The 21385-nt window shown below is 63.7% G+C and carries 22 protein-coding genes; 13 read left to right on the top strand and 9 right to left on the bottom strand.

The features are described 5' to 3' along the window. Position 1 precedes the first annotated feature (1 nt). The 9 genes from ACMQ11_RS11420 to ACMQ11_RS11380 all read left to right on the top strand — a co-directional run bounded on the left by ACMQ11_RS11420 (position 2) and on the right by ACMQ11_RS11380 (position 8450). On the top strand, positions 2–1147 hold the full coding sequence (locus tag ACMQ11_RS11420) for an ATP-binding protein (RefSeq protein WP_418992901.1): 1146 nt from the start codon (positions 2–4) through the stop codon (positions 1145–1147). Positions 1148–1151: 4 nt separating this feature from the next. Beyond that, positions 1152–1655, top strand: a complete 504-nt coding sequence (gene folK / locus ACMQ11_RS11415; RefSeq protein ID WP_418992900.1) for a 2-amino-4-hydroxy-6-hydroxymethyldihydropteridine diphosphokinase — start codon at positions 1152–1154, stop codon at positions 1653–1655. 10 nt (positions 1656–1665) lie between these two features. Beyond that, a complete protein-coding gene (locus ACMQ11_RS11410; protein ID WP_418992899.1) occupies positions 1666–2637 on the top strand; it encodes a hypothetical protein in 972 nt (323 codons plus the stop codon). After that, positions 2634–4673 (top strand): Ig-like domain-containing protein, encoded by a 2040-nt coding sequence (locus ACMQ11_RS11405; protein WP_418992898.1) that lies wholly within the window; start codon positions 2634–2636, stop codon positions 4671–4673. The genes ACMQ11_RS11410 and ACMQ11_RS11405 overlap by 4 nt, the downstream gene beginning before the upstream one ends. Positions 4674–4675: 2 nt before the next feature. Further along, the gene (locus tag ACMQ11_RS11400) at positions 4676–5485 is read left to right on the top strand and encodes an outer membrane beta-barrel protein (protein ID WP_418992897.1); all 810 of its coding nucleotides are present in this window, start codon (positions 4676–4678) and stop codon (positions 5483–5485) included. A 13-nt stretch (positions 5486–5498) separates the two neighbouring features. Further along, a complete protein-coding gene (rbfA, locus tag ACMQ11_RS11395; protein ID WP_418992896.1) occupies positions 5499–5837 on the top strand; it encodes a 30S ribosome-binding factor RbfA in 339 nt (112 codons plus the stop codon). A 162-nt stretch (positions 5838–5999) separates the two neighbouring features. Continuing rightward, on the top strand, positions 6000–7205 hold the full coding sequence (locus tag ACMQ11_RS11390; protein ID WP_418992895.1) for an ABC transporter permease: 1206 nt from the start codon (positions 6000–6002) through the stop codon (positions 7203–7205). Between the two features lie 2 nt (positions 7206–7207). Then, a complete protein-coding gene (locus ACMQ11_RS11385) occupies positions 7208–8035 on the top strand; it encodes a DUF4296 domain-containing protein (RefSeq protein ID WP_418992894.1) in 828 nt (275 codons plus the stop codon). Then, positions 7995–8450, top strand: coding sequence for a cytosine deaminase (locus ACMQ11_RS11380; RefSeq protein WP_418992893.1), 456 nt, complete (start codon positions 7995–7997; stop codon positions 8448–8450). Before ACMQ11_RS11385 ends, ACMQ11_RS11380 begins: the two co-directional genes overlap by 41 nt. Positions 8451–8513: 63 nt before the next feature. Here ACMQ11_RS11380 and ACMQ11_RS11375 read toward each other — a convergent pair whose 3' ends face one another. The 3 genes from ACMQ11_RS11375 to prmA all read right to left on the bottom strand — a co-directional run bounded on the left by ACMQ11_RS11375 (position 8514) and on the right by prmA (position 10801). Then, a complete protein-coding gene (locus ACMQ11_RS11375; protein ID WP_418992892.1) occupies positions 8514–8891 on the bottom strand; it encodes a hypothetical protein in 378 nt (125 codons plus the stop codon). A gap of 34 nt (positions 8892–8925) precedes the next feature. Beyond that, positions 8926–9651 carry a DNA repair protein RecO gene (gene recO, locus ACMQ11_RS11370; RefSeq protein WP_418992891.1) on the bottom strand — a complete coding sequence of 242 codons (726 nt, stop codon included), beginning with the start codon at positions 9649–9651 and terminating at the stop codon, positions 8926–8928. A gap of 319 nt (positions 9652–9970) precedes the next feature. Beyond that, the gene (prmA, locus tag ACMQ11_RS11365; RefSeq protein WP_418992890.1) at positions 9971–10801 is read right to left on the bottom strand and encodes a 50S ribosomal protein L11 methyltransferase; all 831 of its coding nucleotides are present in this window, start codon (positions 10799–10801) and stop codon (positions 9971–9973) included. 68 nt (positions 10802–10869) lie between these two features. On the opposite strand from prmA, the gene xerA reads away from it, so the two are divergent. Beyond that, entirely contained in the window at positions 10870–11766 is an 897-nt protein-coding gene (gene xerA, locus ACMQ11_RS11360; RefSeq protein ID WP_418992889.1) for a site-specific tyrosine recombinase/integron integrase, read from the top strand. Positions 11767–11772: 6 nt separating this feature from the next. Here the strand turns inward: xerA and ACMQ11_RS11355 are convergent, their stop codons facing one another. From ACMQ11_RS11355 to tgt, 6 genes are all read right to left on the bottom strand, one after another. Continuing rightward, on the bottom strand, positions 11773–13485 hold the full coding sequence (locus ACMQ11_RS11355) for a YgiQ family radical SAM protein (protein ID WP_418992888.1): 1713 nt from the start codon (positions 13483–13485) through the stop codon (positions 11773–11775). Between the two features lie 105 nt (positions 13486–13590). Next, positions 13591–14673 carry an RluA family pseudouridine synthase gene (locus tag ACMQ11_RS11350; RefSeq protein WP_418992887.1) on the bottom strand — a complete coding sequence of 361 codons (1083 nt, stop codon included), beginning with the start codon at positions 14671–14673 and terminating at the stop codon, positions 13591–13593. Then, the gene (locus ACMQ11_RS11345; protein WP_418992886.1) at positions 14673–15632 is read right to left on the bottom strand and encodes a PASTA domain-containing protein; all 960 of its coding nucleotides are present in this window, start codon (positions 15630–15632) and stop codon (positions 14673–14675) included. The genes ACMQ11_RS11350 and ACMQ11_RS11345 overlap by 1 nt, the downstream gene beginning before the upstream one ends. 10 nt (positions 15633–15642) lie before the next feature. Continuing rightward, positions 15643–16767 carry an LptF/LptG family permease gene (locus tag ACMQ11_RS11340; protein ID WP_418992885.1) on the bottom strand — a complete coding sequence of 375 codons (1125 nt, stop codon included), beginning with the start codon at positions 16765–16767 and terminating at the stop codon, positions 15643–15645. Between the two features lie 13 nt (positions 16768–16780). Then, entirely contained in the window at positions 16781–17668 is an 888-nt protein-coding gene (locus ACMQ11_RS11335; protein WP_418992884.1) for a hypothetical protein, read from the bottom strand. Positions 17669–17682: 14 nt separating this feature from the next. Beyond that, positions 17683–18819 (bottom strand): tRNA guanosine(34) transglycosylase Tgt, encoded by a 1137-nt coding sequence (tgt, locus tag ACMQ11_RS11330; protein WP_418992883.1) that lies wholly within the window; start codon positions 18817–18819, stop codon positions 17683–17685. 122 nt (positions 18820–18941) lie between these two features. Between tgt and ACMQ11_RS11325 the strand changes: the two genes are divergently transcribed. The 3 genes from ACMQ11_RS11325 to rsmG are packed head-to-tail and all read left to right on the top strand — an operon-like array spanning position 18942 to position 21312. Continuing rightward, complete coding sequence (locus tag ACMQ11_RS11325; protein WP_418992882.1) at positions 18942–20096, top strand: glycosyltransferase; 1155 nt, start codon at positions 18942–18944, stop codon at positions 20094–20096. Next, positions 20087–20668, top strand: a complete 582-nt coding sequence (locus tag ACMQ11_RS11320) for an RNA polymerase sigma factor (protein ID WP_418992881.1) — start codon at positions 20087–20089, stop codon at positions 20666–20668. Before ACMQ11_RS11325 ends, ACMQ11_RS11320 begins: the two co-directional genes overlap by 10 nt. A gap of 17 nt (positions 20669–20685) precedes the next feature. Further along, positions 20686–21312, top strand: coding sequence for a 16S rRNA (guanine(527)-N(7))-methyltransferase RsmG (gene rsmG / locus ACMQ11_RS11315; protein WP_418992880.1), 627 nt, complete (start codon positions 20686–20688; stop codon positions 21310–21312). The last annotated feature ends 73 nt before the right edge of the window (positions 21313–21385 follow it).

Raw genomic sequence — 21385 nt, 5'->3', positions numbered from 1 at the left:
TATGAGATTTGCAGACATAACGGGACAGGAGGAGTTGAAACGGCATCTGGCGCAGAGCGTCGAAGCCGGGCGCATCAGCCATGCCCAGCTCTTCACGGGGCTCGGCGGCTCGGGCGCGCTGGCGCTTGCCGTGGCCTACGTGCAGTACCTCTGCTGCCGCCACCGTGCCAACGGCGACTCGTGCGGCGAGTGCCCCGACTGCCGGCAGATCGCGGCGCTGGCGCATCCCGACCTGCACCTGGTCTTCCCCGTGAACCGCCAGGGCAAAAAGTCGGGCGAGGCGATGCTGAGCGACGAATTTCTGCCGCAGTTCCGCGCCTTGTTCGCCGCGCGGGGCGGCTACGTCTCGCCCCGGCAGTGGTACGAGGCGCTCGACCTGGGCCGAACGCTCAAGGGGATGATCTCGGCGCGCGAGGCCGACGCGATCATTCGCAAACTGTCGTTCAAGAGTTTCGAGGCCGACTACAAGACGATGCTGGTCTGGCTGCCCGAGACGATGAACGAGGAGGCTTCGAACAAGATCCTCAAGATTTTGGAGGAGCCGTGGGAGCGGACGCTGTTCGTCCTGGTCTCGGAGCAGTCCGAGCGGCTGCTGCCGACGATCCTCTCGCGCACGCAGGAGGTCGCCGTACCGCGCATCGAGACCTCGGTGCTGGAGCGCGCGGCGGTCGAAAAGGGCGTTTCGGACCCCGTGCAGGCGCGCAACATGGCGCGGCTCGCAGGGGGCGACCTGCTCGAACTGGGGCACCTCGTGGCGGGCGAGGGCGATGCCGTGCGCAAGGAGAATTTCGACCTGTTCTGTTCGCTGATGCGCCTGAGCTACAACGACAAACACCTCGAACTGCTGGGCTGGGCCGAGGAGGCCGCGCAACTCGCGCGCGAACAGCAGCGGTCGCTGCTCCACGATGCCGCCCGCCTGCTGCGCGAGAGTTTCGTGCTGCATGCCGGCATTCCCCGCATCAGCTACCTTTGGGGCGAGGAGCTGGCTTTCTGCGCGAAATTTGCGCCGTTCGTCGGTCCCGGGAATATCGAGCCGCTCATCCAGCAGATCGAGAGCGCCACGGCGCAGATCACGCAGAACGGCAACCCGACCATCGTATTCACCCATTTTGCGCTTTCGGTGAGCAAACTGATAAAACCGATGTAATTTTATGGCACGTGTGGCACTTTTGACCGGAGGAAATACGGGGGACGTAAAACGGACCCTGCAAGCGGCCCAGCAGCTGATCAACGCCCGCATCGGGGCCGTGCTGCGCTGTTCGCACCGCTACGAGAGCGACGCTTGGGGCTTCGAGACGGCCGACCGCTTTTCGAACCAGGCCCTGGAGGTCTCGACCGACCTCTCGCCCTTGGAGGTGCTCGACGCCTGCCAGGAGATCGAGCGGGAGCTGGGACGCAACCGGGCCGCCGAGGCGGTCGAAAAGGCCTCGACGGGCGCGCGGTATACCGCACGCCCGATCGACATCGACATCGCATTCTACGACGACGAGGTGCTCGCCACTGAGCGGCTTACCGTGCCCCATCCGCTCCTTTCGGAGCGGGAGTTCGCCCTGGTGCCCCTCGCCGAGATCATGCGTTCGCACCGCCATCCGCTGACGGGACAGACCGTCGGCGAGATGCTCGACGCTTTGAGAGAATTAAGAATTAAAAATTAAGAATTAAAAATTGAAGACCAGATTCTTAATCGTCGCAGTTGCTGCCGTGCTGCTCGCGGGGTGCTTCAAGAAGGTCTCCTACCGGACCACCTACGTGCTCAAGCCGCTCGTCGAGCGGGTCTCGGGGGACATCAAGCAGCCGCTCGCCGGTGCCGTGGCCTACGCCTACGACGTCGACACGACGCTGTGGACCGTCGTCTCCTACGACGATGCCCTGCGGGGGGTGCTCACGTCCAAGGAGAACCCCTCCGAGAAGCGCTCCGACCCCGTCGCCACGGCCGAGCCCTACGAACTGGAGGGCACCGTGGGGTGGTTGCAAATGCCCCTCGTGCGGCCGTCGCAGATGGTGCTGGCGGTCGATACCGGGAACCGCATCTACGCCTACACCCAGCAGCCGATTCCCGAGAACCTGCCGCAGCTCACCGTTTCGCTGCTGTTCCAGCCTTGGAAAGCGGGTAACCGCTACCAGAGCGGCGCCTGGAGTTTCTTCAACGAATTCTACGAACCGCCGACCTACGTGGAGTGCACGATCGTGCCGGAGTTCCAGTCCGCCGAGGGCGGCGATACGGCCCCCGTTCCGACGGTGACGGCCTATGCGTTCGCCGCCGACACGGCCTACTGGTACATCGCCTCGTACGAGGACGCTCTCAAAGGCAAGATCACCTCGAAGAACGACCCCGCGCAGATACGCGACGTGCCCAACTTCACGGCCCGCAAGGATGGCGACCGCAACGCCTACGTCATGTCCGTGAGCGCCGCGGAGCTGATGGTCGTGGTCGTCGACCGCACCCACGAACGCTACGCCTACACCCGCAGGGAGGTGCTCCTGGACGGCGAACCGCAGACGTTCCCGGTCCTCTTCCGCATCTGGATCGAACAGTGGCACACCGAAGAGGATGGCTGGCTGGTGGTCGACCCGGCTCTGGAACCCGAACCCGCGGAGCCCGAGCCGCCCCAAACCGCAAGCACGTACAGACGATGAACACGACAAAGAGACCGATTGTGCGCACCCTGCGCCTGGGCGTCGCGCTGCTCTTCGCCTCGGCGTTCCTTTCGCGCTGCGCGAGCATGATGACCCCCACGGGCGGTCCGCGCGACACGCTGCCGCCGGTGATCGTCCAGATGGTGCCCGACAATTTCACGACCGGCCGTCCCACCACGGGCCACGGCAAAATCTACATCGAGTTCGACGAATTCGTCCAGCTCAAGGACCAGCAAAAGGAGTTCTTCACCTCGCCGCAGATGAAGAAGAAACCTACGGTCACCCTGCGCGGCCGGGGCATCGTGGTCCAACTGCGCGACACGCTGGAGCCCAACACGACCTATGCGCTGAATTTCGGCTCGGCCATCCGCGACAACAACGAGGGCAACCCGCTCTACTCGATGCGCTACGTCTTCTCGACCGGTCCCGAGATCGACTCGATGGTCCTCTCGGGCTACACGGCCGACAGCTACACGGCCGACTCGGTCTCCAAGTCGTTCATCTGGTTCTTCCCGGCCGATTCGGTCGAGAACGTAGCCGAGTACGACTCCACGGTGTTCAAGTACAAACCGGCGGTCATCGCCCGGGCCGAGAACAACGGCATCTTCATCGCCCAGAACCTCAAGCCCATTCCCTACCGCGTCTACGCCGTCCAGGACAAGAACGACAACCAGTCCTACGAGCCGGGCACCGACCAGGTGGGCTTCATGGAGGGGGTCTACAACCCGGCCGAGCTGCCCGATTTCGCCCTCTGGTACGACTCGCTGCGCCGCTACGTCTCGGCCGAGCCGCAGCTGTACCTGCGCATGTTCACCGACAAGGCGTTCCGCCGCCAGCTCCTCTCCGAGACCGCCCGACCCCGGCAGCACCAGGCCATGCTCTATTTCGGGGCCAACCGCCCGCGCATCGAACGGATCCGCTTCGACAGCATCCCCTCCGAGCGGGTGATCGTCGACCCGCAGACCGTGGGCCGCGACACCATCGCCCTGTGGTTCGACGTTCCCGCGGCGTCCCTGCCCGACACGATCAAGGGCGAGATCACCTACTACAAGCACGATACGCTCAACATGCTGCAACCCGTCACCGAACCCTTGAAACTGGCCTGGCGCTTCGTCGAGACCAAGGAGCAGGAGAAAGAGCGGGAAAAGCTCGAACGCGAACGGCGCAAGGCCGAAGCCGCGGGCGAGGAGTGGACCGAGCCCGAGAAGCCCAACCCGTTCGTCTACAAACTCCCGCTCACAGGCGAGATCAACCCCGAGAACCACCTGTCGATCGATTTCGACTACCCCGTGGTGCGCATCGACTCCGCGGTCACGCTTTTGACGGTGACGCATCCCGACAAGACCATCGAGGACGTTCCGGTCCATTTCGTCCGCGACACCGCCTCTCTGCGCCGCTGGCAGATCCGCGCCGACTGGCAGACCGGAGGCGAATACACGCTGACCATCCCCAAGGGCGCCGTCACGGACGTCGCGGGCTTTCAGAACGACTCGATCGTGGGTAAATACACGGTCTACGACCCCGAGAAATTCGCCACGGTGAAGATTCACGTCACGGGGCGCGACAGCACGCGGTACATCGTGCAGTTGCTCGACGGCAGCAACGCCCTCAAGCAGGAGCGGCGCGACGTCACCCCGGGCGATATTCAGTTCAACTACGTGCCTGCCGGAGAGATCAAGTTCCGTGTGATCGAGGACCTCAACGGCAACGGCAAGTGGGACACGGGCAACCTGGTCGAGCGGCGGCAGCCCGAGCGGGCCGAGATCTACACTAACGACCAGGGCGAAGAGACTTTCGCCACCAAGACCAACTGGGAGATCGAGTTCACGATGGACATGACGCGCCTGTTCGCCCCCGTGACGATGGAGTCGCTCACGCGGATGCTCGACGAGCGGGAGGCCCAGCGCCTCAGGCGCGAGGCGGAGAAGCGCGCCAAGGAGGGTCCCAAACGCGACGACCGCCATGAGCGGGAGGAGAACCAACGCTTCAACAACAGCATGAACGCTACGGGCGGCATGTTCAGCAATTTCAGATAAGGATGATACCACGCAGGATAGTTCCCCTTTTGCTGCTCTTTGCGGCGCTGGCGCTCGCCGGGAGCGCCTCGGCGCAGCACACCCTGGGCTTCAACGTCGGCTACGGCATGGGCAGCGCCCGCTTCGAACCCACGCAGGAGACCCGTGCCCGCTGGGGCATGTACAGCGGCGGCCTCTCGTGGCGCTACTACGGCCGGCAGCGCATCGTGGGGGGCTTCGGCATCGACCTGGAGTTCCTGCAACAGGGCTACTCGTTCGCCACCAACGCCTCGCAGGTCGACGAGAAACGCGATTACCTCTACTATTCGCGCAACATCAACTCGGTGGTGCTTCCCGTCGTCTGGCAGCCCCACGTCTATATGCTGCGCCACCGCCTGCGGGTCTATCTCGAAGCCGCCGCCACGTTCTCCTACAACCTCAGCTCCACCTGGGAGAACGAGTACCTCGACGCCGACAAGCAGAAGCGCATCGAGCGGGGCGACTACCGTTTCGAGACCGCGCGCGACAACCGCTGGGGCTACGGGCTGGCGGGCGGAGGCGGCGTGGCGGTGCTCGTCCGGCAGTTCGAGATCAACGTGCGCGTGCGCTACTATTTCGGCTACTCGGACATCGTGCGCAACCGCAACAAATACTACGACAACGCCACCGACGGCCCCGAAAACCCGTTCTATGCCACCCCCCTGCGTTCGCCGCTCGACAACCTGACCATCTCGGTGGGGCTGAGCTACCGTTTCAACAAGGAGGGGTTCGAAGCCTGGAAACCGCGGCCCAAACGGCCGAAGAACCGCGAAGTGTTCAAATACGGACTTTAAAAACCAATCGACTATGGAAAACAACCGCCAGCAGAAAATCGCCAAACAGATACAGAAAGACATCGCCGACATCTTCCAGAAAGAGGCCGCGCCCCTGGTGCGGGGCGAGCTGATTACCGTCACGGCCGTGCGCATGTCGCCCGATCTGAGCTATGCGAAAGTCTATGTGAGCGTCTTCCCGTTCGAGCGGAGCGGCGCGACGATGCAGCAGCTCGAGCAGCACAACCGCTTCCTGCGCGGCGCCTTGGGCCAGCGTCTGCGCAACCAAGTGAAGAACATCCCCGAGATCCAGTTCTTCCTGGACGACTCGCTGGAATATATCGAGCACATCGACGAAGCCTTGAAGAAATGAAAAATGAAGAATTAAGAATTAAAAATTGAGGGATTGTTACGGGACGGGCATACGGAATCCCTATTGTCAGTATACATACATTGCCCGGCACTCCTCGGCTACGCTAATTTTTAATTCTTAATTCTTAATTTTTAATTTTTGATTTTTGATTTTTGATTCGGAATGCTCGCCTTGCTCCTCGCCCGCCGCTACCTCTTCTCGCCCCGGTCCCGATCGGTTGTCAACTTGATCTCGGGCCTGAGCGTGGTAGCCGTGGCCATGCCCGTGGCGGCGATGATTATCCTGCTCTCGGTCTTCAACGGCTTCGAGACGCTGGTACGGGCGACCTGTACGGCATTCGACGCCGACCTGACGCTCTCCCCGCGCGCGGGGCAGACGTTCGAGGCCGCGCGGCTCGATACGGCGGCCCTCGGCCGCATCGAGGGGGTCGGTGCCGTCTCGTTCCTTTTGGAGCAAAGCGTGCTGCTGGAGCATGCCGGGCGGCAGGCCACGGCCACGCTGCGGGGCGCCGACGACAACTATGCCGCCGTCTTCCCGCTCGAAGAGGCAGTCACCGCGGGGGAGTGGCGCCTCCGGCTGGGCGACCTGGAGCGGCTCGTCGTCGGGCAGTCGATGGCCTACATGCTGGGCATCCGCTCGCTGGCCGACGCCGAGGTGAACCTCTACGCCGTGCGGCGCGGCTCGTTCTCGTCGCTGCTTCCGATGGCCAACTACACGCGCCGCACCGAGCCCGTGGGCGGGGTCTTCACGCTCGACCTCGAGACCGAGCGCACCTACGTCCTCGCGTCGCTCAGGCTGGCGCAGCAGCTCTTCGCCCATCCGGGCCGCGTCTCCTCGCTGGTCGTGCGCCTGACGCCCGACGCCGATCCCGAGCGGGTCCGCCGCGAGGTTGCGGCCGTTGCGGGCGACGAGTTCCGGGTCCGCACGCGCGACGAACTGAGGGCCTCGTTCTACCGGATCATGGCCTACGAAAAGTGGGGCATCTTCTTCATCGCCCTGCTGGTCCTCGTCGTGGCGTCGTTCTCGGTGGTGGGGGCGCTGTCGATGCTGATCGTCGAGAAGCGCCTCGACATCCGCACGCTGCACGCCCTGGGGGCCGACACACGGCTCGTCCGGGCCGCATTCCGAGGCGAGGGCTACCTGATCTGCGCCTTGGGGGCCGCGCTGGGAGTGCTTTTGGGGGTCGGCCTCAGCCTCGTGCAGCAGCATTTCGGCCTGATCGAGATTCCGGCCGAGACGTTCCTCACGAAGAGCTACCCCGTCGAGTTCCGCCCCTCCGACCTGGGGGCCGTGCTCCTGAGTTTCGCCCTGGTGGCCGCCCTGTTGACCGAACTTACGATACACAGCATGATAAAAAAGAACGCATAGCCATGAAACGCCCCTTACGAACGCTCCTCTTCGCGCTTCTCGTGCTGCTGGCCGGTGCATGCGCCCGCCACAAGATCATTCCCGACCGCGAGCTGGCCGAGATTTTCCACGACGCTTTCCTGGCCAACGCCTATGTGGGAAACCGGAGCCTCAAGCTCGATTCGCTGAACATCTACGAGCCGATCTTCGCCAGTTACGGCTACACCACCGACGACGTGCAGTACACCATCGGCAACTTTTCCAAACGCAAGAGCGCCCGCCTGGGCGATGTCGTCGAGCAGGCCATCGTGTTGCTCGAAGCCGAGGGCAAGTACTACGACCGCGAGGTGGCGATCCTCGATACGATCGACAACGTGGCCCGCCGCCGCTACACGCAGACCGTGCTTTCGGACTCGCTCATCCGCGTCGGCTCGCTGCGCGACACGGCGCGCCTGAGCTTCTCGCTCCCCGTGCGGCCGGGCGAGTACGAGCTGCGCTTCTCCTACCGGGTCGACTCGCTCGACCGCAACACGCGGGGGCTGCGCGGCCGCATGTGGCTCGACCGCTCGGACAGCACGCGCGCCAACGTCTACACCATGACCCTGCGCCGCCACCGCACCGAGACGTTCTCGCGGCGCTTCACGGTCGATTCGACCCACTGCCGTCTCAGGCTGGACCTGCTCGATTTCGTCGACAAACCGCAGCGTCCCTCGGTGACGGTGACAGACCTCACTGTCCGCTACATCCCCACGGCCGCCGACGCCGTGAGCCGCTTCTACGACGAGCAGCTCGACATCCGCATCTTCGCCGATGAATTCTTCCGTGCAGCCACCGCGGCGGATAGCCTCTAACCTCCTCTGGACAGGGGATGGGCTGCTGCGCGACCCGCTCGTGGAACTCGCGCCCGACGGGAGCATCCTGCGCATCGCACAGTGCGCCGAGCCCGACCGCCTGGCCGCGACCGAGTTCTATGCCGGGGTGCTGGTTCCCGGTTTTCCGGCCGACTACCGCGCCGCCTTTTCGCGGATGTGTGCGCACACACCGCCCTTTTTGCCCGACCTGCTGCGCGCGCTGCCGGCCGGTGCGGCAGGGGGATCGCACCCCGCGTTTTCACCCGGCGGCAACACCCCGTTTTCTTCGGTGTGTGCGCACACACCGCCTTTTTCGACCTGTACGGAGGGGGTGCTGGTCGTGATTTCGGGGCTGGATTACGAGACGATGCTTCTGACCGGGCGCTCGTGCATTCGCTGTCTGACGGGGAGATAAAAAGAGACCCCTGCGACGCGCTTGTCGCAGGGGTAATTCGTTCGTGCCAGCGTAAGCGCGGCCTTACCGCCGCATGGGGAACGAGAGGGTCCGGGCGTCGAGGTAGGCGTCGGGGAAAGGACTCCAGTTCCACGCCTGCCCGTTCGAAAGGGTGAAATGGCTGCCCAGACGCAGGGTGTTGTTGTCGATCACCGTCACCCGCGCCGGGAGGTTTTCGCGCTGGATCACCACCACCGAGGTCATCGAGACGTTGGGTTTGGACTGGATCGGCGACATGGTCCGGTAGTCGGGTTTCCAGGGGGTCAGGTGGGCCAGCGAATCGGGCAGCTGGAAGCCCGCCATGCGGGTCGAATCCCGCTGCGGCAACTCGAATTTCGGCTCCTGGGCCGCAACCGTCAGGGCCGCGCAGAGAGCGGCGAGAGCCGTCGTGATCTTTTTCATAAGCACCTCTCCTTTCATCTTTAAACAGTTAACGTTAAAATACCTCTCTTAGTATGCGGACCGACTGCACGGCGCTGATCGCGTCGAGGTGGTAGCCGTAGTAGACCAGCACGGCGTTCAGAAACTCGACCCGCTGCGTGCGGTTGAGCCCGATCCGGTCCAGCTGGCGGACGTCGGAGGCCATCATCCGCTCGAGGATGCCGGCGCACTCCTGCGTCATGACGCTCGTGTGGGTGGGCCGCACGGGCGTATACAGCCCCTCGCGGATGTCGAACCACGCGCCGGGCGCGTAGTCGTTCCCGGGGCGGAATCCCAGAAAGCGGCTCAGATTGGCCAGGAACCAGAGGTGGAAGTTGGCCACGCCCTCCTCCATGCCGTCGAGCGCCCCGACCGAGTTCCAGACGAAATCGAAAAGCCCCTCGTTCGGCTCGCTCTCGCGGACAAGGCGGTACAAAACCTCTGCCATGAAGAGGGCCATGGTCGATTTGCGCACGTCGAACGGCACCCCCTGCAACAGAAATCCGCTCCGCACCTCCTTGAAGCGGTCCAGCTGGCAGCGCGATGATTGCAACCCCTCGAACTCCACGGGGAACATCGGCTGGAAGAGTCCCATCTTCGAACCCCGCCCGCTGCGGCTGCGCACGCCCTGCACCAGGTAGCTGCGGCGTCCTCCCACGTCGGTCAGGAGGTAGACGACCAGCGACGAGTCGCCGTATTTGAGCGTATGGAGGACCACTCCGCGCCCCTTGTAGCTTTTCAATTCAAAATGCAGAATTCAGGATTCACAATTTCGCGGGGCAAGTCCGAGCCTCGAGCAAGGGCGAGCTGCCGCTATTCTCGGGGATCGAAAATGCCTTTCATCTGCTTTCAGCGGCTTGGCTTTGCATCCGCACGGCATAACCTGCAAACAGCCTCTGGCTCCTACCTTTCACCTTTCACTTTTCACCTTTCACTTTGTTGCGACCACTCGACGTTGCTCGGGGATCGAGAACCTTTCACTTTTAACCCGCTTTTGGCGGCTTGACTTTGCATCCGCACGGCATAACCTGCAACAGCCTCTGGCTCCTACCTTTCACTTTTCACCTTTCACCTTTCACCTTGATGAGCATCCACCCGTCGAGCCCGGCGACCTCCACCCGCTTCAGTCCCAGCCGTGACGCACACTGCGTGAGGGGTTCGACGTCGGCTTCGAGAAAGCCGCTCATCACCAGATCGCCGCCCGGCGCCAGCGCCGCAGCATAGGCCGGCATGTCGGCCAGGAGGATGTTGCGGTTGATGTTGGCCAGGATGAAATCGTAGCGGCGGCCCGCGATGCTCGCGGCGTCGCCCCGGATCGCGGTGATGCGCTCCGCAACGCCGTTCAGCGCCGCGTTCTCGCGGCAGCTGGCGTCGGCCCAGTCGTCGATGTCCACGGCGTCCATGTGCGCGGCGCCGCATTTCAGGGCGGCGATCGCCAGCACGCCCGTGCCGCTGCCCATGTCGAGCCCCGTGCGGCCGGCAACCCCCAGGTCGAGCACGGCGCGCGCCATGAGCTGCGTGGTGGCGTGGTGGCCCGTGCCGAAAGCCATCCTGGGCATCACCACGATCTCCATCCCGCCCTCGGGTGTCGGGTCGTGGAACGGCGCGCGGATCCGGAGGCGCCCGTCTACCTCGACGGGCGGAAAATTGCTCTCCCACAGCGCATTCCAGTTTTGCGTCTCGATGGCCACATAGCGGCCCGCGACGCCGTGGCGCGCGAGCAGGTCGTCCACCTCCGTTTTGCAGTCGCACAGCCGCTCCTCGGGGATGTAGGCCTTGAGAATGCCCGGCTCGCTTTCGAAACTCTCGAACGGATAGTCGGCCAGGTACGCCGTCAGGATTTCGGCCTGCGCATCCTCCGAAAGGGCGACGTTGAGGGCGATGTAATTCATATTATGTAAATTTTCGTACCTTTGTTTCTACAAAGTTACGGATAATCTTCGGATAAGGGAGGAAGATAATGGCAGAAAATACGAAAAAATGGGAAGAGGCGGGAAAACGCTACCGCACGCATCTGAAGCTCGAGAAGCGTCTTTCGCAGCATACGGTGGACTCCTACATGCGCGATCTGCGGCAGTTCGCCCACTTTGTGCTGCGGCTGTGGGACATTCCGCCCCATCGGGTCGGGCAGCCGATGATCGAACGCTACCTGGCCTGGCTCTACGATCGCGGACGCGAGCAGAGCTCCCAGGCCCGCTACCTGAGCGGCATCCGCAGTTTCTTCAACTTTCTGCTCCTCGGCGAAGAGATCGTCTCCTCCCCCGCCGAATTCGTCAGCATGCCCCGCTGCCGGCGCCACCTGCCCGAGGTGCTCTCCACGGCCGAGATCGACCGCATCATCGCCGTCGTGGACAACTCGACTGTCAAGGGCCGACGCGACAGTGCCATGCTCGAGGTGCTCTACTCGTGCGGACTGCGCGTTTCGGAGCTGACGTCGCTGCGCCTGGGCGATCTCTTTTTCGGCGAGGGTTTCCTGCGCGTCATCGGCAAGGGCGACAAGCAGCGGGCGGTGCCCCTGAGCGGTGCCGCGAGGGAGAAGATCCAGCGCTACCTCGAAGACCGCAAACCGCACCGGCCGGACGAGCAAGTGGTCTTTCTGAACAACCGCGGCAAGCCGATGACGCGCGTGATGGTCTTCACGCTGCTGCGGCAGGCGGCGCAGCGGGCCGGGATCGACAAGCGCGTCAGCCCCCACACGTTCCGCCACTCGTTCGCCACGCACCTCATAGAGGGGGGCGCGGGCATTCGTCAGGTGCAGGAGCTGCTCGGACACGAGAGCATTCTCACCACGGAGATCTATACCCACCTCGACAGCGAACGCCTGCGCACCACCGTAGAGAAGCACCTGCCGCTCTAAAGGGGCTTATTTCCGTTTCGGCCGTTCGAAGAAATAGCTTTTCTGCCGCCGCTTCTCCTCCTGCGAGCGGGCGACGCAGACCCGTTCGCCCGTGTAGGGGTTCTCGCCCGTATAGAACATCACCGACGAGAGGGTCATGGGCGTGGGCGTGAGGTCCTGCACCTGTTCGAGGGTGAAATGGAGCTTGCCCAGCACTTTTTCGGACAAGGCCTGCATGTCGCGCTCCGAGCACCCCGGATGGGAGGAGATGAAATAGGGGATCAGCTGGTAGGGAAGCCCCTCGCGGCGGCAGATGGCCTTGAAATCGGCGTTGAGCCGCTCGAAAAGCGCGAACGGAGGCTTGCGCATCAGCTTCAGCACCCGCTCCTCGGTGTGTTCGGGTGCCACTTTCAGCCGCCCCGAGGTGTGGTGGCGGACGACGGTTTCGAGGTAGGGCGAATCGTCGAACAGGTCGTAGCGGATGCCGCTTCCGACAAAGGCCTTTTTAACCCCTTTCACGGCCCGTATCTTCTCGTAGAGCGCCAGCAGCGGCCGGTGGTCGTTGTCCAGGTTGGGGCACTTGGCCGGGTGGAGGCACGACGGACGGCGGCACGCCGCGCACAGCGTGCGGTCGCGGCCGCCCATGCGGTACATGTTGGCCGAGGGCGCTCCCACGTCGGAGAGGTATCCCTTGAAATCGGGCATGCGGGCGATGCGGCGGACCTCCTCGAGGATCGAGCGCTCGCTGCGCGAGTGGACGAACTTGCCCTGGTGGGCCGAGATGGTGCAGAATGCGCAGCCGCCGAAGCAGCCGCGGTGGATGTTGACCGAGTGCTTGATCATCTCCCAGGCCGGCATGTCGCCCTTGCCCCGGTAGCGCGGGTGGGGCGCCCGCTCGTAGGGGAGGTCGAACGAGTGGTCGAGCTCCTCGGTCGTGAGCGTAGTGCGGGCCGGGGTGACGACAACGTAGCGGTCGGCAGTCTGTTCGACGAGCGTGGCAGTCGGCTCGAGGAGGTTGCTCTGGGTCTCGATGACGGTGAAATTTTCGGAAAATGCGCGGTGTGTGCGCACACACTCCTCATGGGAGTGCAGCCGGATGGTCTCGGCGGGGTCGAGCCGCGCGACATAATCCGCGTCGGCGAGGAACGCCACCTGACGCAGGGTGCGCAGCCGCTTGGCGTTGTAGCCGTTGTGCATGGCCCGCGCGACCTCGTGGACGACCCCCTCGCCCATGCCGTAGATCAACAGGTCGGCACCCGATTCGACGAGGATCGAGGGGCGGAGAGAGTCGCTCCAGTAATCATAGTGCGTCAGCCGCCTCAGCGACGCCTCGATACCGCCCACGACCACCGGGACGTGGGGAAAGAGCCGCTTGAGAATCTGCGTATAGACCGTCGTGGCGCGGTCGGGCCGGAAGCCCGCCTTGCCGCCGGGGGTGTAGGCGTCGTTGCTCCTCAGGCGCAGGTTGGCCGTATAGTGGTTGACCAGCGAGTCCATCGCCCCGGCCGTGACGCCGAAGAAGAGCCGCGGGGCACCCAGCTTGCGGAAATCCCGCAGGTCGTCCCGCCAGTTGGGCTGCGGAACGATGGCCACACGGTACCCCTCGGCTTCCAGGAGGCGGCCGATCACCGCCGCCCCAAAGGCCGGGTGGTCGATGTAGGCGTCGCCCGAGAAGAGGATGACGTCCAGCTGGTCCCATCCGCGCTCGCGGACCTCTTTTATGGTCGTAGGGAGAAACATAAAAGGTGAAAGGTGAAAAAACATTTATAATCGAAGAGGGCAGCGGATGTTGGCAGAGGTGTCTGGTTTATCGATAGTGAAAGCGAGATCTTTACCTTTCACTTTTCACCTTTCACCTTTCACCTCACTCGAATACCCCTCCCACTTTTCGAGCAGGGCCCGAAAATCGGCCGGGAGGGGGCTTTCGAAGCGCATTTCGCGGCGGGTTGCGGGGTGTTCGAAGCCCAGCGACGCGGCGTGCAGCGCCTGGCGGGGCAGCAGCGAGAAGCAATTTTCGATGAACTGCCGGTAGCGGGTGAAAGTCGTGCCCTTGAGGATGCGGTCGCCTCCGTAGCGTTCGTCGTTGAAGAGCGGATGGCCCGTCCAGGCCATGTGGACGCGGATCTGGTGCGTGCGGCCCGTTTCGAGGCGGCACTCGACGAGCGTGACGTAGCCGTAACGCCTCAGCACCCGCCAGTGCGTGACGGCGTGCTTGCCGTCGGAGCCGTCGGCGAAGACGTGCATTTTCTGCCGGTCGCGGGGACTGCGGCCGATGTTTCCCGTGACGGTGCCCTCGTCCTCCGAGAGGTTGCCCCAGACGAGCGCCACGTAGCGGCGCGTGATGGTGTGGTCGAAAAACTGTTTGGCCAGGCGCGCATGGGCGATCTCGTTCTTGGCCACGACCAGCAGCCCCGAGGTGTTCTTGTCGATGCGGTGCACCAGCCCCGCGCGGGAGTGCTCCCCGGCGGGGATTCCCTGCTGCTGAAAGTGCCACATGAGCGCATTGACCAGCGTGTGCTCGTAGTTGCCGTGGCCGGGGTGGACGACCATGCCGGCGGGTTTGTCGACCAAAAGCAGGTCGTCGTCCTCGTAGGGGATGTCGAGCGGGATGGGCTCGGGGGTCAACTCCACCTCGCGCCGCGGGTAGGGCATGACGATCTGGATGCGGTCCAGCGGCTTGACCTTGTAGCTCGACTTGGCCGGGAGGCCGTTGACCAGGATGTTCCCGCTGTCGGCGGCGGCCTGGATGCGGTTGCGCGAGCAGTGCTCCATGCGGACCGTGAGGAACTTGTCGAGCCTGAGCGGCGTCTGTCCCCGGTCGGCCGTGACGGCGAAATGCTCGTACAGCCCGGCGCCCTCGTCGTCCTCCTGCCCCTCGACCGGAATGTCGTCCAGTTCGGGCTCCTCGGTATAACGCTCGTCGGCCATCAGTCGAAGAAAGAGTCGGTCTCAGCGGGTTCCTGCGGCTGGCTCTGGTCGGGATTCGCGGCCCGCTCCAGCGCTTCGAGAGCGAGCGAGTCGGCGCGCTCCTGCTCCAGTCGCTGCCGCTCCTCGGCCAGCGCCCGGGCCTGCTTTTCGGCTTCGGCACGGCTTCGGGCGATCTTCTGCTCGTCGAGCGTCAGCCGCATGTCGACCCGCGACCCGAGCGCAGCCTGCCGTTCGGCCGCGGGGGTCTGGATGTAGACGCGGGCGTCTTTCTGGTTGAGGAGGTTGATCCCTTGGTCGAACTCGATGCGCCCGACGTTGAGCCCCAACTCCCACAGGCGGCTCTTGGCTTCGGCCAGCGGCGAACCGACCACCTGGGGCGTCACGGTGGTGCCATAGCCCCCCTCGACACCCACGTGGAGCGTGATGCCCGAACCCATCTCGGCTTCGAGGCGGCTGGTCGGCGCGACGGGCTGGTCGCCGAGGTACTCCTCGAGGACGTAGTTGGTGGCCATGTCGGCGCGGTAGACCAGCTCGCCGATTTCGAGTCCCGCGATTTCGAGCATGTTCTTGGCCTGGCGGAGCGAGCGGCCGGCCACGTAGGGCACCGGAACCATCTTCTGACGGTACGAGTTGATGGTGATGTAGACCGTGCGGCCGGGCTTGACCTCGACGCCGCCCTCGGGCAGTTGGTCCAGGACGATGCCGCCCTCGTAGGCCGGCACGAACAGCGAGTCGTTGATGTGGAGCCTCAGGTCGTGCTTGCGGGCGATGCGCTGCGCTTCGGGCAGCGGTATGCCCGAGAAATCGGGCACCGTGCGCCGTGCGCCGTGGCGCGTGCCCAGTTGCATCAAGACGTGGGCCAGGACGGCCGCGGCGAGGATCGCCAGCGCGATCAGAAAAAGGTTCCACAGAAGCGGATTGCGGCGGAGCCGCTGCCAGGAGGAGGGGGCTTTCTGCATGGGTCGTAGGTTATTTGGGCGCCTTGCGGTAGAGGTAGACGGCGATGACGAGGTAGATCAGGTTCGGGAGCCAGACGGCCAGCCCGGGGGGGAGCGTGCCGCTCTTGGCGAACTCCTCGAAGAAGCGGTTGAAGAGGATGTACGAGAAGCAGAGGGCCGTGCCGATGCCGATGTGCAGCCCCGTGCCGCCGCGCACCTTGCGCGAGGAGAGGGAGACGCCGATCAGCGTGAGGATGAAAGTCGAAAGCGGATAGGCGTAGCGGGCGTGCTTCTCGACCTCGATGATGTTGATCGAGTCGGAGCCCTTGGCCCGCTGCTGGTCGAGGAAGTCGTTGAGCTGCGAGATGTTCATGGTCTGGATCAGCTCGTTGACGCGGCCCAGTTCGGTCACCTCGAGGTTGATCAGGGTGTCGAGGTTGCGGTACTGGGCGAACGTCTCCGTCCCGAGCGAATCGAACTGGCGCATGGTATAGCGCGGGGCGGTCCAGCGCTTGCTCTCGGGGTCGAACTTGACGTCGGAGGCCTCGAGCGAGTGGGTCATCGTGCCGCTGTCGTAGTGTTCGAGCGAGAAGAACGAGGCCTGCTTCGAATTGTCGTGGTAGCCGCGGATGTAGGCGAACGTGCCCGGTTCGATCTGGCGGTAGATGTGGCGGTCGAACTGGGTGTTTCGGCGCCGTTTGATGTACTCCGACTCGAACGCGACGATGTGGCGCTGCGAGAGGGGGATGAGCCAGAGGTTGAGCGTCAGCGAGAGCGATCCGATGATGAGCGCCCCCAGGAAATAGGGCCACATGAGCCGCCGGAAAGACATGCCTCCCGAGAGCATGGCCACGATCTCGGTCTGGTAGGCCATCTTCGAGGTGAAGAAGATGCAGGCGATGAAAGTGAACAGGCCGCTGAACTGGTTGATGAAGAACGGAATGAAATTGAGGTAGTAGTCGAAGATGATGGCCGAGAGCGGAGCATGCAGCTCCGTGAAATCGTCGATCTTTTCTACATAGTCGAACAAGACCACCACCACGATAATCATGGCGATGGCGAAGAAATAGGTCGACAGGAACTTGCCCAGGATGTAGCGGTCCAGGATTTTGAATCCCGGAAAGCGGAATTGCGTTTTTCGTTCGGTGCTGGACACTCTTTCGTAATTGTTAATATTTTTCGAATGCGATCCACTCGCTCAGCGCCTCGCCGTCCGCCGCCGGGCGGGCGTAGCGGTACAATTCGCCGCAGCCGTTCACGACGGCCGTGTCGCCCTCGAAGCGCAGGAACGACCAGTAGATGCCCTCCCGGTCAAAGACGCACCGGTCGGGGAGGAATTTCGCGTCGTCGATCGCCAGCGGCGCGGCGCTTGCGGCCCGGTTGTCCCCGGCCATGCAGGCCGTCTGCTCCCAGGAGTTCGACATCAGGCGGATGTGCTGTGCGAACAGGCCCCCGCGGTCGTTGAAACGCAGGCGAGCCGCCCGGCAGTAGATGAAATCCGGCTGGATATAGAACGCATAGTTGTGGCGGTTCGTACCCGCTTCGAAACGGATGTCGTGCGCGTCCGCTTCGAGACGTGTGCCCAGATTCCACTGCTGGATGCACGTACCCCTCTCCAGCGGCGAAGCGTGCAGCATCTGGTAGGGCTCGGTGATGCGCACCCGTTCGATCTTTTCCAGCAGCCGCTCGCCGCTCCTGCCCGCGATGCGCAGCCGGCCGTCGGAGAGCACGGTGCCTGGGTCGGCCCGAAGCGTGTCGTTTCGGAGGATATACCGCTCCACGACGGTGGAGTCGTCCGCTGAAAACACCGCCCTGCCCAGCAGGAAAGGGTGGTTGCCCTCCGTGCGGATCAGAGAGGCCGCGATGACGCTGTCGCTCCGCTCGAACACCAGCGCAAAACGCTCCGTGCGGAGCACCTCGCAGTCGGTATCGGCCCAGACGCCCGCGGTTTCGGCCGATGCGGGTGCCCGATGCGTGCATGAAAGACCGGTCGCCAGGAGCGAAATGAGCAGCAGGCTGATCGCCGTCTCCGTCTTCGAGTTTTGCATCTTCATCATCTTCGGGCTGTCCGTTAGAGTCTGCGTACGAGTTTTTGGACCATCATCGCTTTCCACGCCCCGAAATCGCCCGCGGCGATGTGCTCGCGCGCCGCGCCGACCAGCCGCAGGTAGAACGCGATGTTGTGCAGCGAGGCGATCTGGGCCGCCAGCATCTCGCCGCACACCGCCAGGTGGTGCAGGTAGGCTTTCGAGTAGCGGGTGTCGACGTAAGCCGTGCCCCCGGGGTCGAGGGGCGAGAAATCGTCCTCCCACTTCTTGTTGCGGATGTTGATGATCCCCTCCGCCGTGAAGAGCTGCCCGTTGCGGCCGTTGCGCGTGGGCATCACGCAGTCGAACATGTCGACGCCCCGGGCGATCGCCTCGAGGATGTTCACCGGCGTTCCGACGCCCATCAGGTAACGCGGACGATCCTCCGGCAGAATGTCGTTGACAACCTCGATCATTTCGTACATCACCTCCGTCGGTTCGCCCACGGCCAGCCCCCCGATGGCGTAGCCGTCGGCATTGTACCGCAGGACGTTTTCCGCGGCCCGGGCCCTGAGGTCGGGGTAGGTGCAGCCCTGCACGATGGGGAAGAGGGCCTGGTAGTGGCCGTATTTGGGTCGGGTCCGGTGGTAGCGGTCGAAGCAGCGGTCGAGCCACCGCTCGGTGAGGCCGAGGGATTCGGCGGCGTACTCGCGCGGGGCGTCGCCCGGGGGGCACTCGTCAAAAGCCATCATGATGTCGGCGCCGATCGTGCGCTCGGTGTCGACGACGCTCTCGGGCGTGAAGAGGTGTTTCGAGCCGTCGATGTGCGAGCGGAAATGGCACCCCTCCTCTTTCAGCTTGCGGCACGCCGCGAGCGAAAAGACCTGGAACCCGCCGCTGTCGGTGAGCATCGGGCCCTCCCACGTCGAGAAGCGGTGGACGCCTCCGGCGCGTTCGAGGATCTCCATGCCGGGGCGCAGGTAGAGGTGGTAGGTGTTCGCCAGGATGATCTGCGCATGCGCTTCGCTGCTCAGGTCGCGGTGGAAGATGCCCTTGACCGTGGCCGCGGTGCCCACGGGCATGAAGATCGGGGTGGGAACGACGCCGTGGTCGGTCGTCAGCTCGCCTGCGCGGGCGCGGGTCGCGGGGTCGGTATGTCGGACGGTAAAATTCAAACTCATCTCTGTTCGGTGCGGACCGCAGCGTCGCAAAGGCGGCCGATGCGTGCAAAATTAGACAAATAATTCCGAATTCTGAATTTTGAATTCTGAATTGTTGTTATCTTTGCCGATATTTCGCCGATATGCCATTTCTCGATACGTTTCTTCGCTGCTACGGCTGGGAGGGCGCGGCCCTTGCGGGGGCGCTCCTCGTTCTGCTGAGCGTGCAGCTCTACTACTATATTTTCGTCTACGGCCGCATCGCCTCCTACAAGAACAACCGCCGGCCGGCGGTACTCGACGCCGAGCCCCCGGTGTCGGTCATCATCCCGCTCTTTACGGAGGATTACGGCTTCATCGAGGAGCGGCTGCCGCTCATCCTCGCCCAGAACTACCCCGATTTCGAGACCGTGCTGGTCTATGTGGGCAGCGACAACGATTTTTACGAGGACCTCACGCGCCTGAAGCACTCCTTTCCGCAGATCACCACGACCAAGATCCACCTCGACCCCCGCTTTCCGATCTCGCGCAAGATGGCCCTCAACGTGGGGATCAAGTCGGCCCACTGCGAGTGCCTGGTCTTCACCTCGACCGACGCCGCGCCCCAGACCGACCGCTGGCTCTCGCTGATGGCCAAAGGGTTCGTGCGCGGACAGATCGTCGTCGGCTACTGCGGCGTCGAGCGGACGCGCGGTTTTGCGAACCGGATGATGCGCACCTGGCGGATGATGCACGCGGCCGACTGGATCGCCCGCGCCGTGCGCCGCCGCCCCTACCGCGCCACGCTGCACAACATGGGCTTCACCAAGCAGGTCTATTTCGGTGCCAACGGATTCAGCCACCTCAACATGAATATCGGCGAGGACGACCTCTTCATGCAGCGCGTCATGACGCGCGACAACGTGAGCGTCATCCTCTCGCCGCGGGCCACGCTGCGCGAGAAGGTGTGGGGCGGCCTGGGCTGGTGGATGGGGCAGCTGCGCTACTACGGCTCGGCGTTTCGCTTCTATCCGATCGAGGTGCGGAATTTCATCCAGTGGGAGCTCTGGTCGCGCGTGCTCTTCTTCACCGCGGCGGCCTGCGCCCTCTGGGTCATGCCGTTCGAGTACAAGATCGCGGCGGGCGTGCTGCTTCTGGTGCGCTATGCGGCGGTGGTGTGGCAGGTGCGCCGCATCGCCCGGCGGCTGGGCGAGGGCGGTCTGGTGCGCCTCTATTTCCTCTACGACCTTTTCAGCCCCCTGTGGGCATTCGTGCTGGGCGTGCTGCTGATGCGCAAAGACGACCGCGTATGGAGATAGCCGACTACATCGTTGCCGAAGACCGGCAGCTGGTCGAACGCGTCCTTGCCGGCGACGACCTGGCTTTCGAATACCTCTTCAACCGGTACAGCGACGCCATCCGGCGGTTGTTCGTGCAGCGTCTGGGCGGTGCGAACGACGCCGACGACCTGTTGCAGGAGACTTTCATCAAGGTCTACATCAACCTGCACCGGTACAGCTCCTCGTTCACTTTCGGGCAGTGGGTCTACACCATCGCCCGCAATACGTTCATCGACTACGTGCGCCGGCGTCAGGACGACCTGTCGATCGACGAGCGATTCGCATCCCCCGCCTCCTCGGCCCCGACACCCGAGGAGAGCGTCATCAACCTCCAGCAGCGCACCCAGATCGAGCACTACCTCCAGACGCTCGCGCCCCGCTACCGGCAGCTGATCGTCATGCGCTTTTTCGACGAGTACTCCTACGAGGAGATCGCGGCCAAACTGGGGCTGCCCCTCGGGACGGTCAAGACGCAGATCCACCGCGCCCGGGAGCAGATGTGCCGCCTGATCGCCCGGAGCGACGAACGCTTTAAAATTCAAAATTCATAATTCACAATTCAGAATTTATGCGCTGTGATCTGATCCTCGAATATTTTCCGGAGCTTGCGGAGCGGCAGCGGCAGCAGTTCGAAGCCCTCTGGGACCTCTATGCCGTGTGGAACGCCCGGATCAACGTCGTCTCACGCAAGGATTTCGACCAGTTGTACCTGAGGCACGTGCTGCATTCGCTGGCCATTGCGAAAGTCTGCACGTTCGAGGCCGGAGCGCGGATCCTCGATGTGGGGTGCGGCGGCGGCTTCCCCTCGGTGCCGCTGGCCATCCTCTTCCCCGAGGCGCATTTCACGGCCGCGGACTCGATCCGCAAAAAGATCACCGTGGTCGAGGGGGTGGTCGAGGGGCTGGGCTTGCAGAACATCGAGCCCCGCTGCGCGCGCGTCGAGTCGATTCCCGAGCGGTTCGACTACGTGGTTTCGCGCGCCGTGACGGCCATGCCCGCGTTCGTCGGCTGGGTCTGGAACCGCATCGAGCGGGGGCGGAAAGGATCGCTTCCCAACGGCATTCTCTACCTCAAGGGCGGCGAACTGGCCGAGGAACTGGCCGCCACGGGCAAACGCTGGTACATCTACGAAATCGCGCGTTTCTTCGGGGAGGAGTTTTTCGAGACCAAGAAAGTGGTCTATACCCCGCGGTAATCCGTTCCGGTCGCGGGAAATGGCGTTGAATCGAAAGCGGGTTCTCCGGGAGGGGCCGCGGTGATGCTGCCGC

It is taken from the genome of Alistipes sp. (assembly GCF_048465575.1).
Classification (GTDB): Bacteria; Bacteroidota; Bacteroidia; order Bacteroidales; family Rikenellaceae; genus Alistipes.
This window is presented reverse-complemented; position numbering and strand designations above follow the sequence as displayed.

Excerpts from the sequence above, each read along its gene's own strand:
- xerA (WP_418992889.1), top strand. The coding sequence starts at position 10,870 with ATGGCAGAAAATACGAAAAAATGGGAAGAGGCGGGAAAACGCTACCGC.
- folK (WP_418992900.1), top strand. The coding sequence starts at position 1,152 with ATGGCACGTGTGGCACTTTTGACCGGAGGAAATACGGGGGACGTAAAA.
- rbfA (WP_418992896.1), top strand. The coding sequence starts at position 5,499 with ATGGAAAACAACCGCCAGCAGAAAATCGCCAAACAGATACAGAAAGAC.
- ACMQ11_RS11325 (WP_418992882.1), top strand. The coding sequence starts at position 18,942 with ATGCCATTTCTCGATACGTTTCTTCGCTGCTACGGCTGGGAGGGCGCG.
- ACMQ11_RS11335 (WP_418992884.1), bottom strand. The coding sequence starts at position 17,668 with ATGATGAAGATGCAAAACTCGAAGACGGAGACGGCGATCAGCCTGCTG.
- ACMQ11_RS11405 (WP_418992898.1), top strand. The coding sequence starts at position 2,634 with ATGAACACGACAAAGAGACCGATTGTGCGCACCCTGCGCCTGGGCGTC.
- rsmG (WP_418992880.1), top strand. The coding sequence starts at position 20,686 with ATGCGCTGTGATCTGATCCTCGAATATTTTCCGGAGCTTGCGGAGCGG.
- ACMQ11_RS11355 (WP_418992888.1), bottom strand. The coding sequence starts at position 13,485 with ATGTTTCTCCCTACGACCATAAAAGAGGTCCGCGAGCGCGGATGGGAC.
- ACMQ11_RS11385 (WP_418992894.1), top strand. The coding sequence starts at position 7,208 with ATGAAACGCCCCTTACGAACGCTCCTCTTCGCGCTTCTCGTGCTGCTG.
- ACMQ11_RS11390 (WP_418992895.1), top strand. The coding sequence starts at position 6,000 with ATGCTCGCCTTGCTCCTCGCCCGCCGCTACCTCTTCTCGCCCCGGTCC.
- ACMQ11_RS11350 (WP_418992887.1), bottom strand. The coding sequence starts at position 14,673 with ATGGCCGACGAGCGTTATACCGAGGAGCCCGAACTGGACGACATTCCG.
- ACMQ11_RS11320 (WP_418992881.1), top strand. The coding sequence starts at position 20,087 with ATGGAGATAGCCGACTACATCGTTGCCGAAGACCGGCAGCTGGTCGAA.
- prmA (WP_418992890.1), bottom strand. The coding sequence starts at position 10,801 with ATGAATTACATCGCCCTCAACGTCGCCCTTTCGGAGGATGCGCAGGCC.
- ACMQ11_RS11375 (WP_418992892.1), bottom strand. The coding sequence starts at position 8,891 with ATGAAAAAGATCACGACGGCTCTCGCCGCTCTCTGCGCGGCCCTGACG.
- ACMQ11_RS11380 (WP_418992893.1), top strand. The coding sequence starts at position 7,995 with ATGAATTCTTCCGTGCAGCCACCGCGGCGGATAGCCTCTAACCTCCTC.
- ACMQ11_RS11400 (WP_418992897.1), top strand. The coding sequence starts at position 4,676 with ATGATACCACGCAGGATAGTTCCCCTTTTGCTGCTCTTTGCGGCGCTG.
- ACMQ11_RS11420 (WP_418992901.1), top strand. The coding sequence starts at position 2 with ATGAGATTTGCAGACATAACGGGACAGGAGGAGTTGAAACGGCATCTG.
- tgt (WP_418992883.1), bottom strand. The coding sequence starts at position 18,819 with ATGAGTTTGAATTTTACCGTCCGACATACCGACCCCGCGACCCGCGCC.
- ACMQ11_RS11345 (WP_418992886.1), bottom strand. The coding sequence starts at position 15,632 with ATGCAGAAAGCCCCCTCCTCCTGGCAGCGGCTCCGCCGCAATCCGCTT.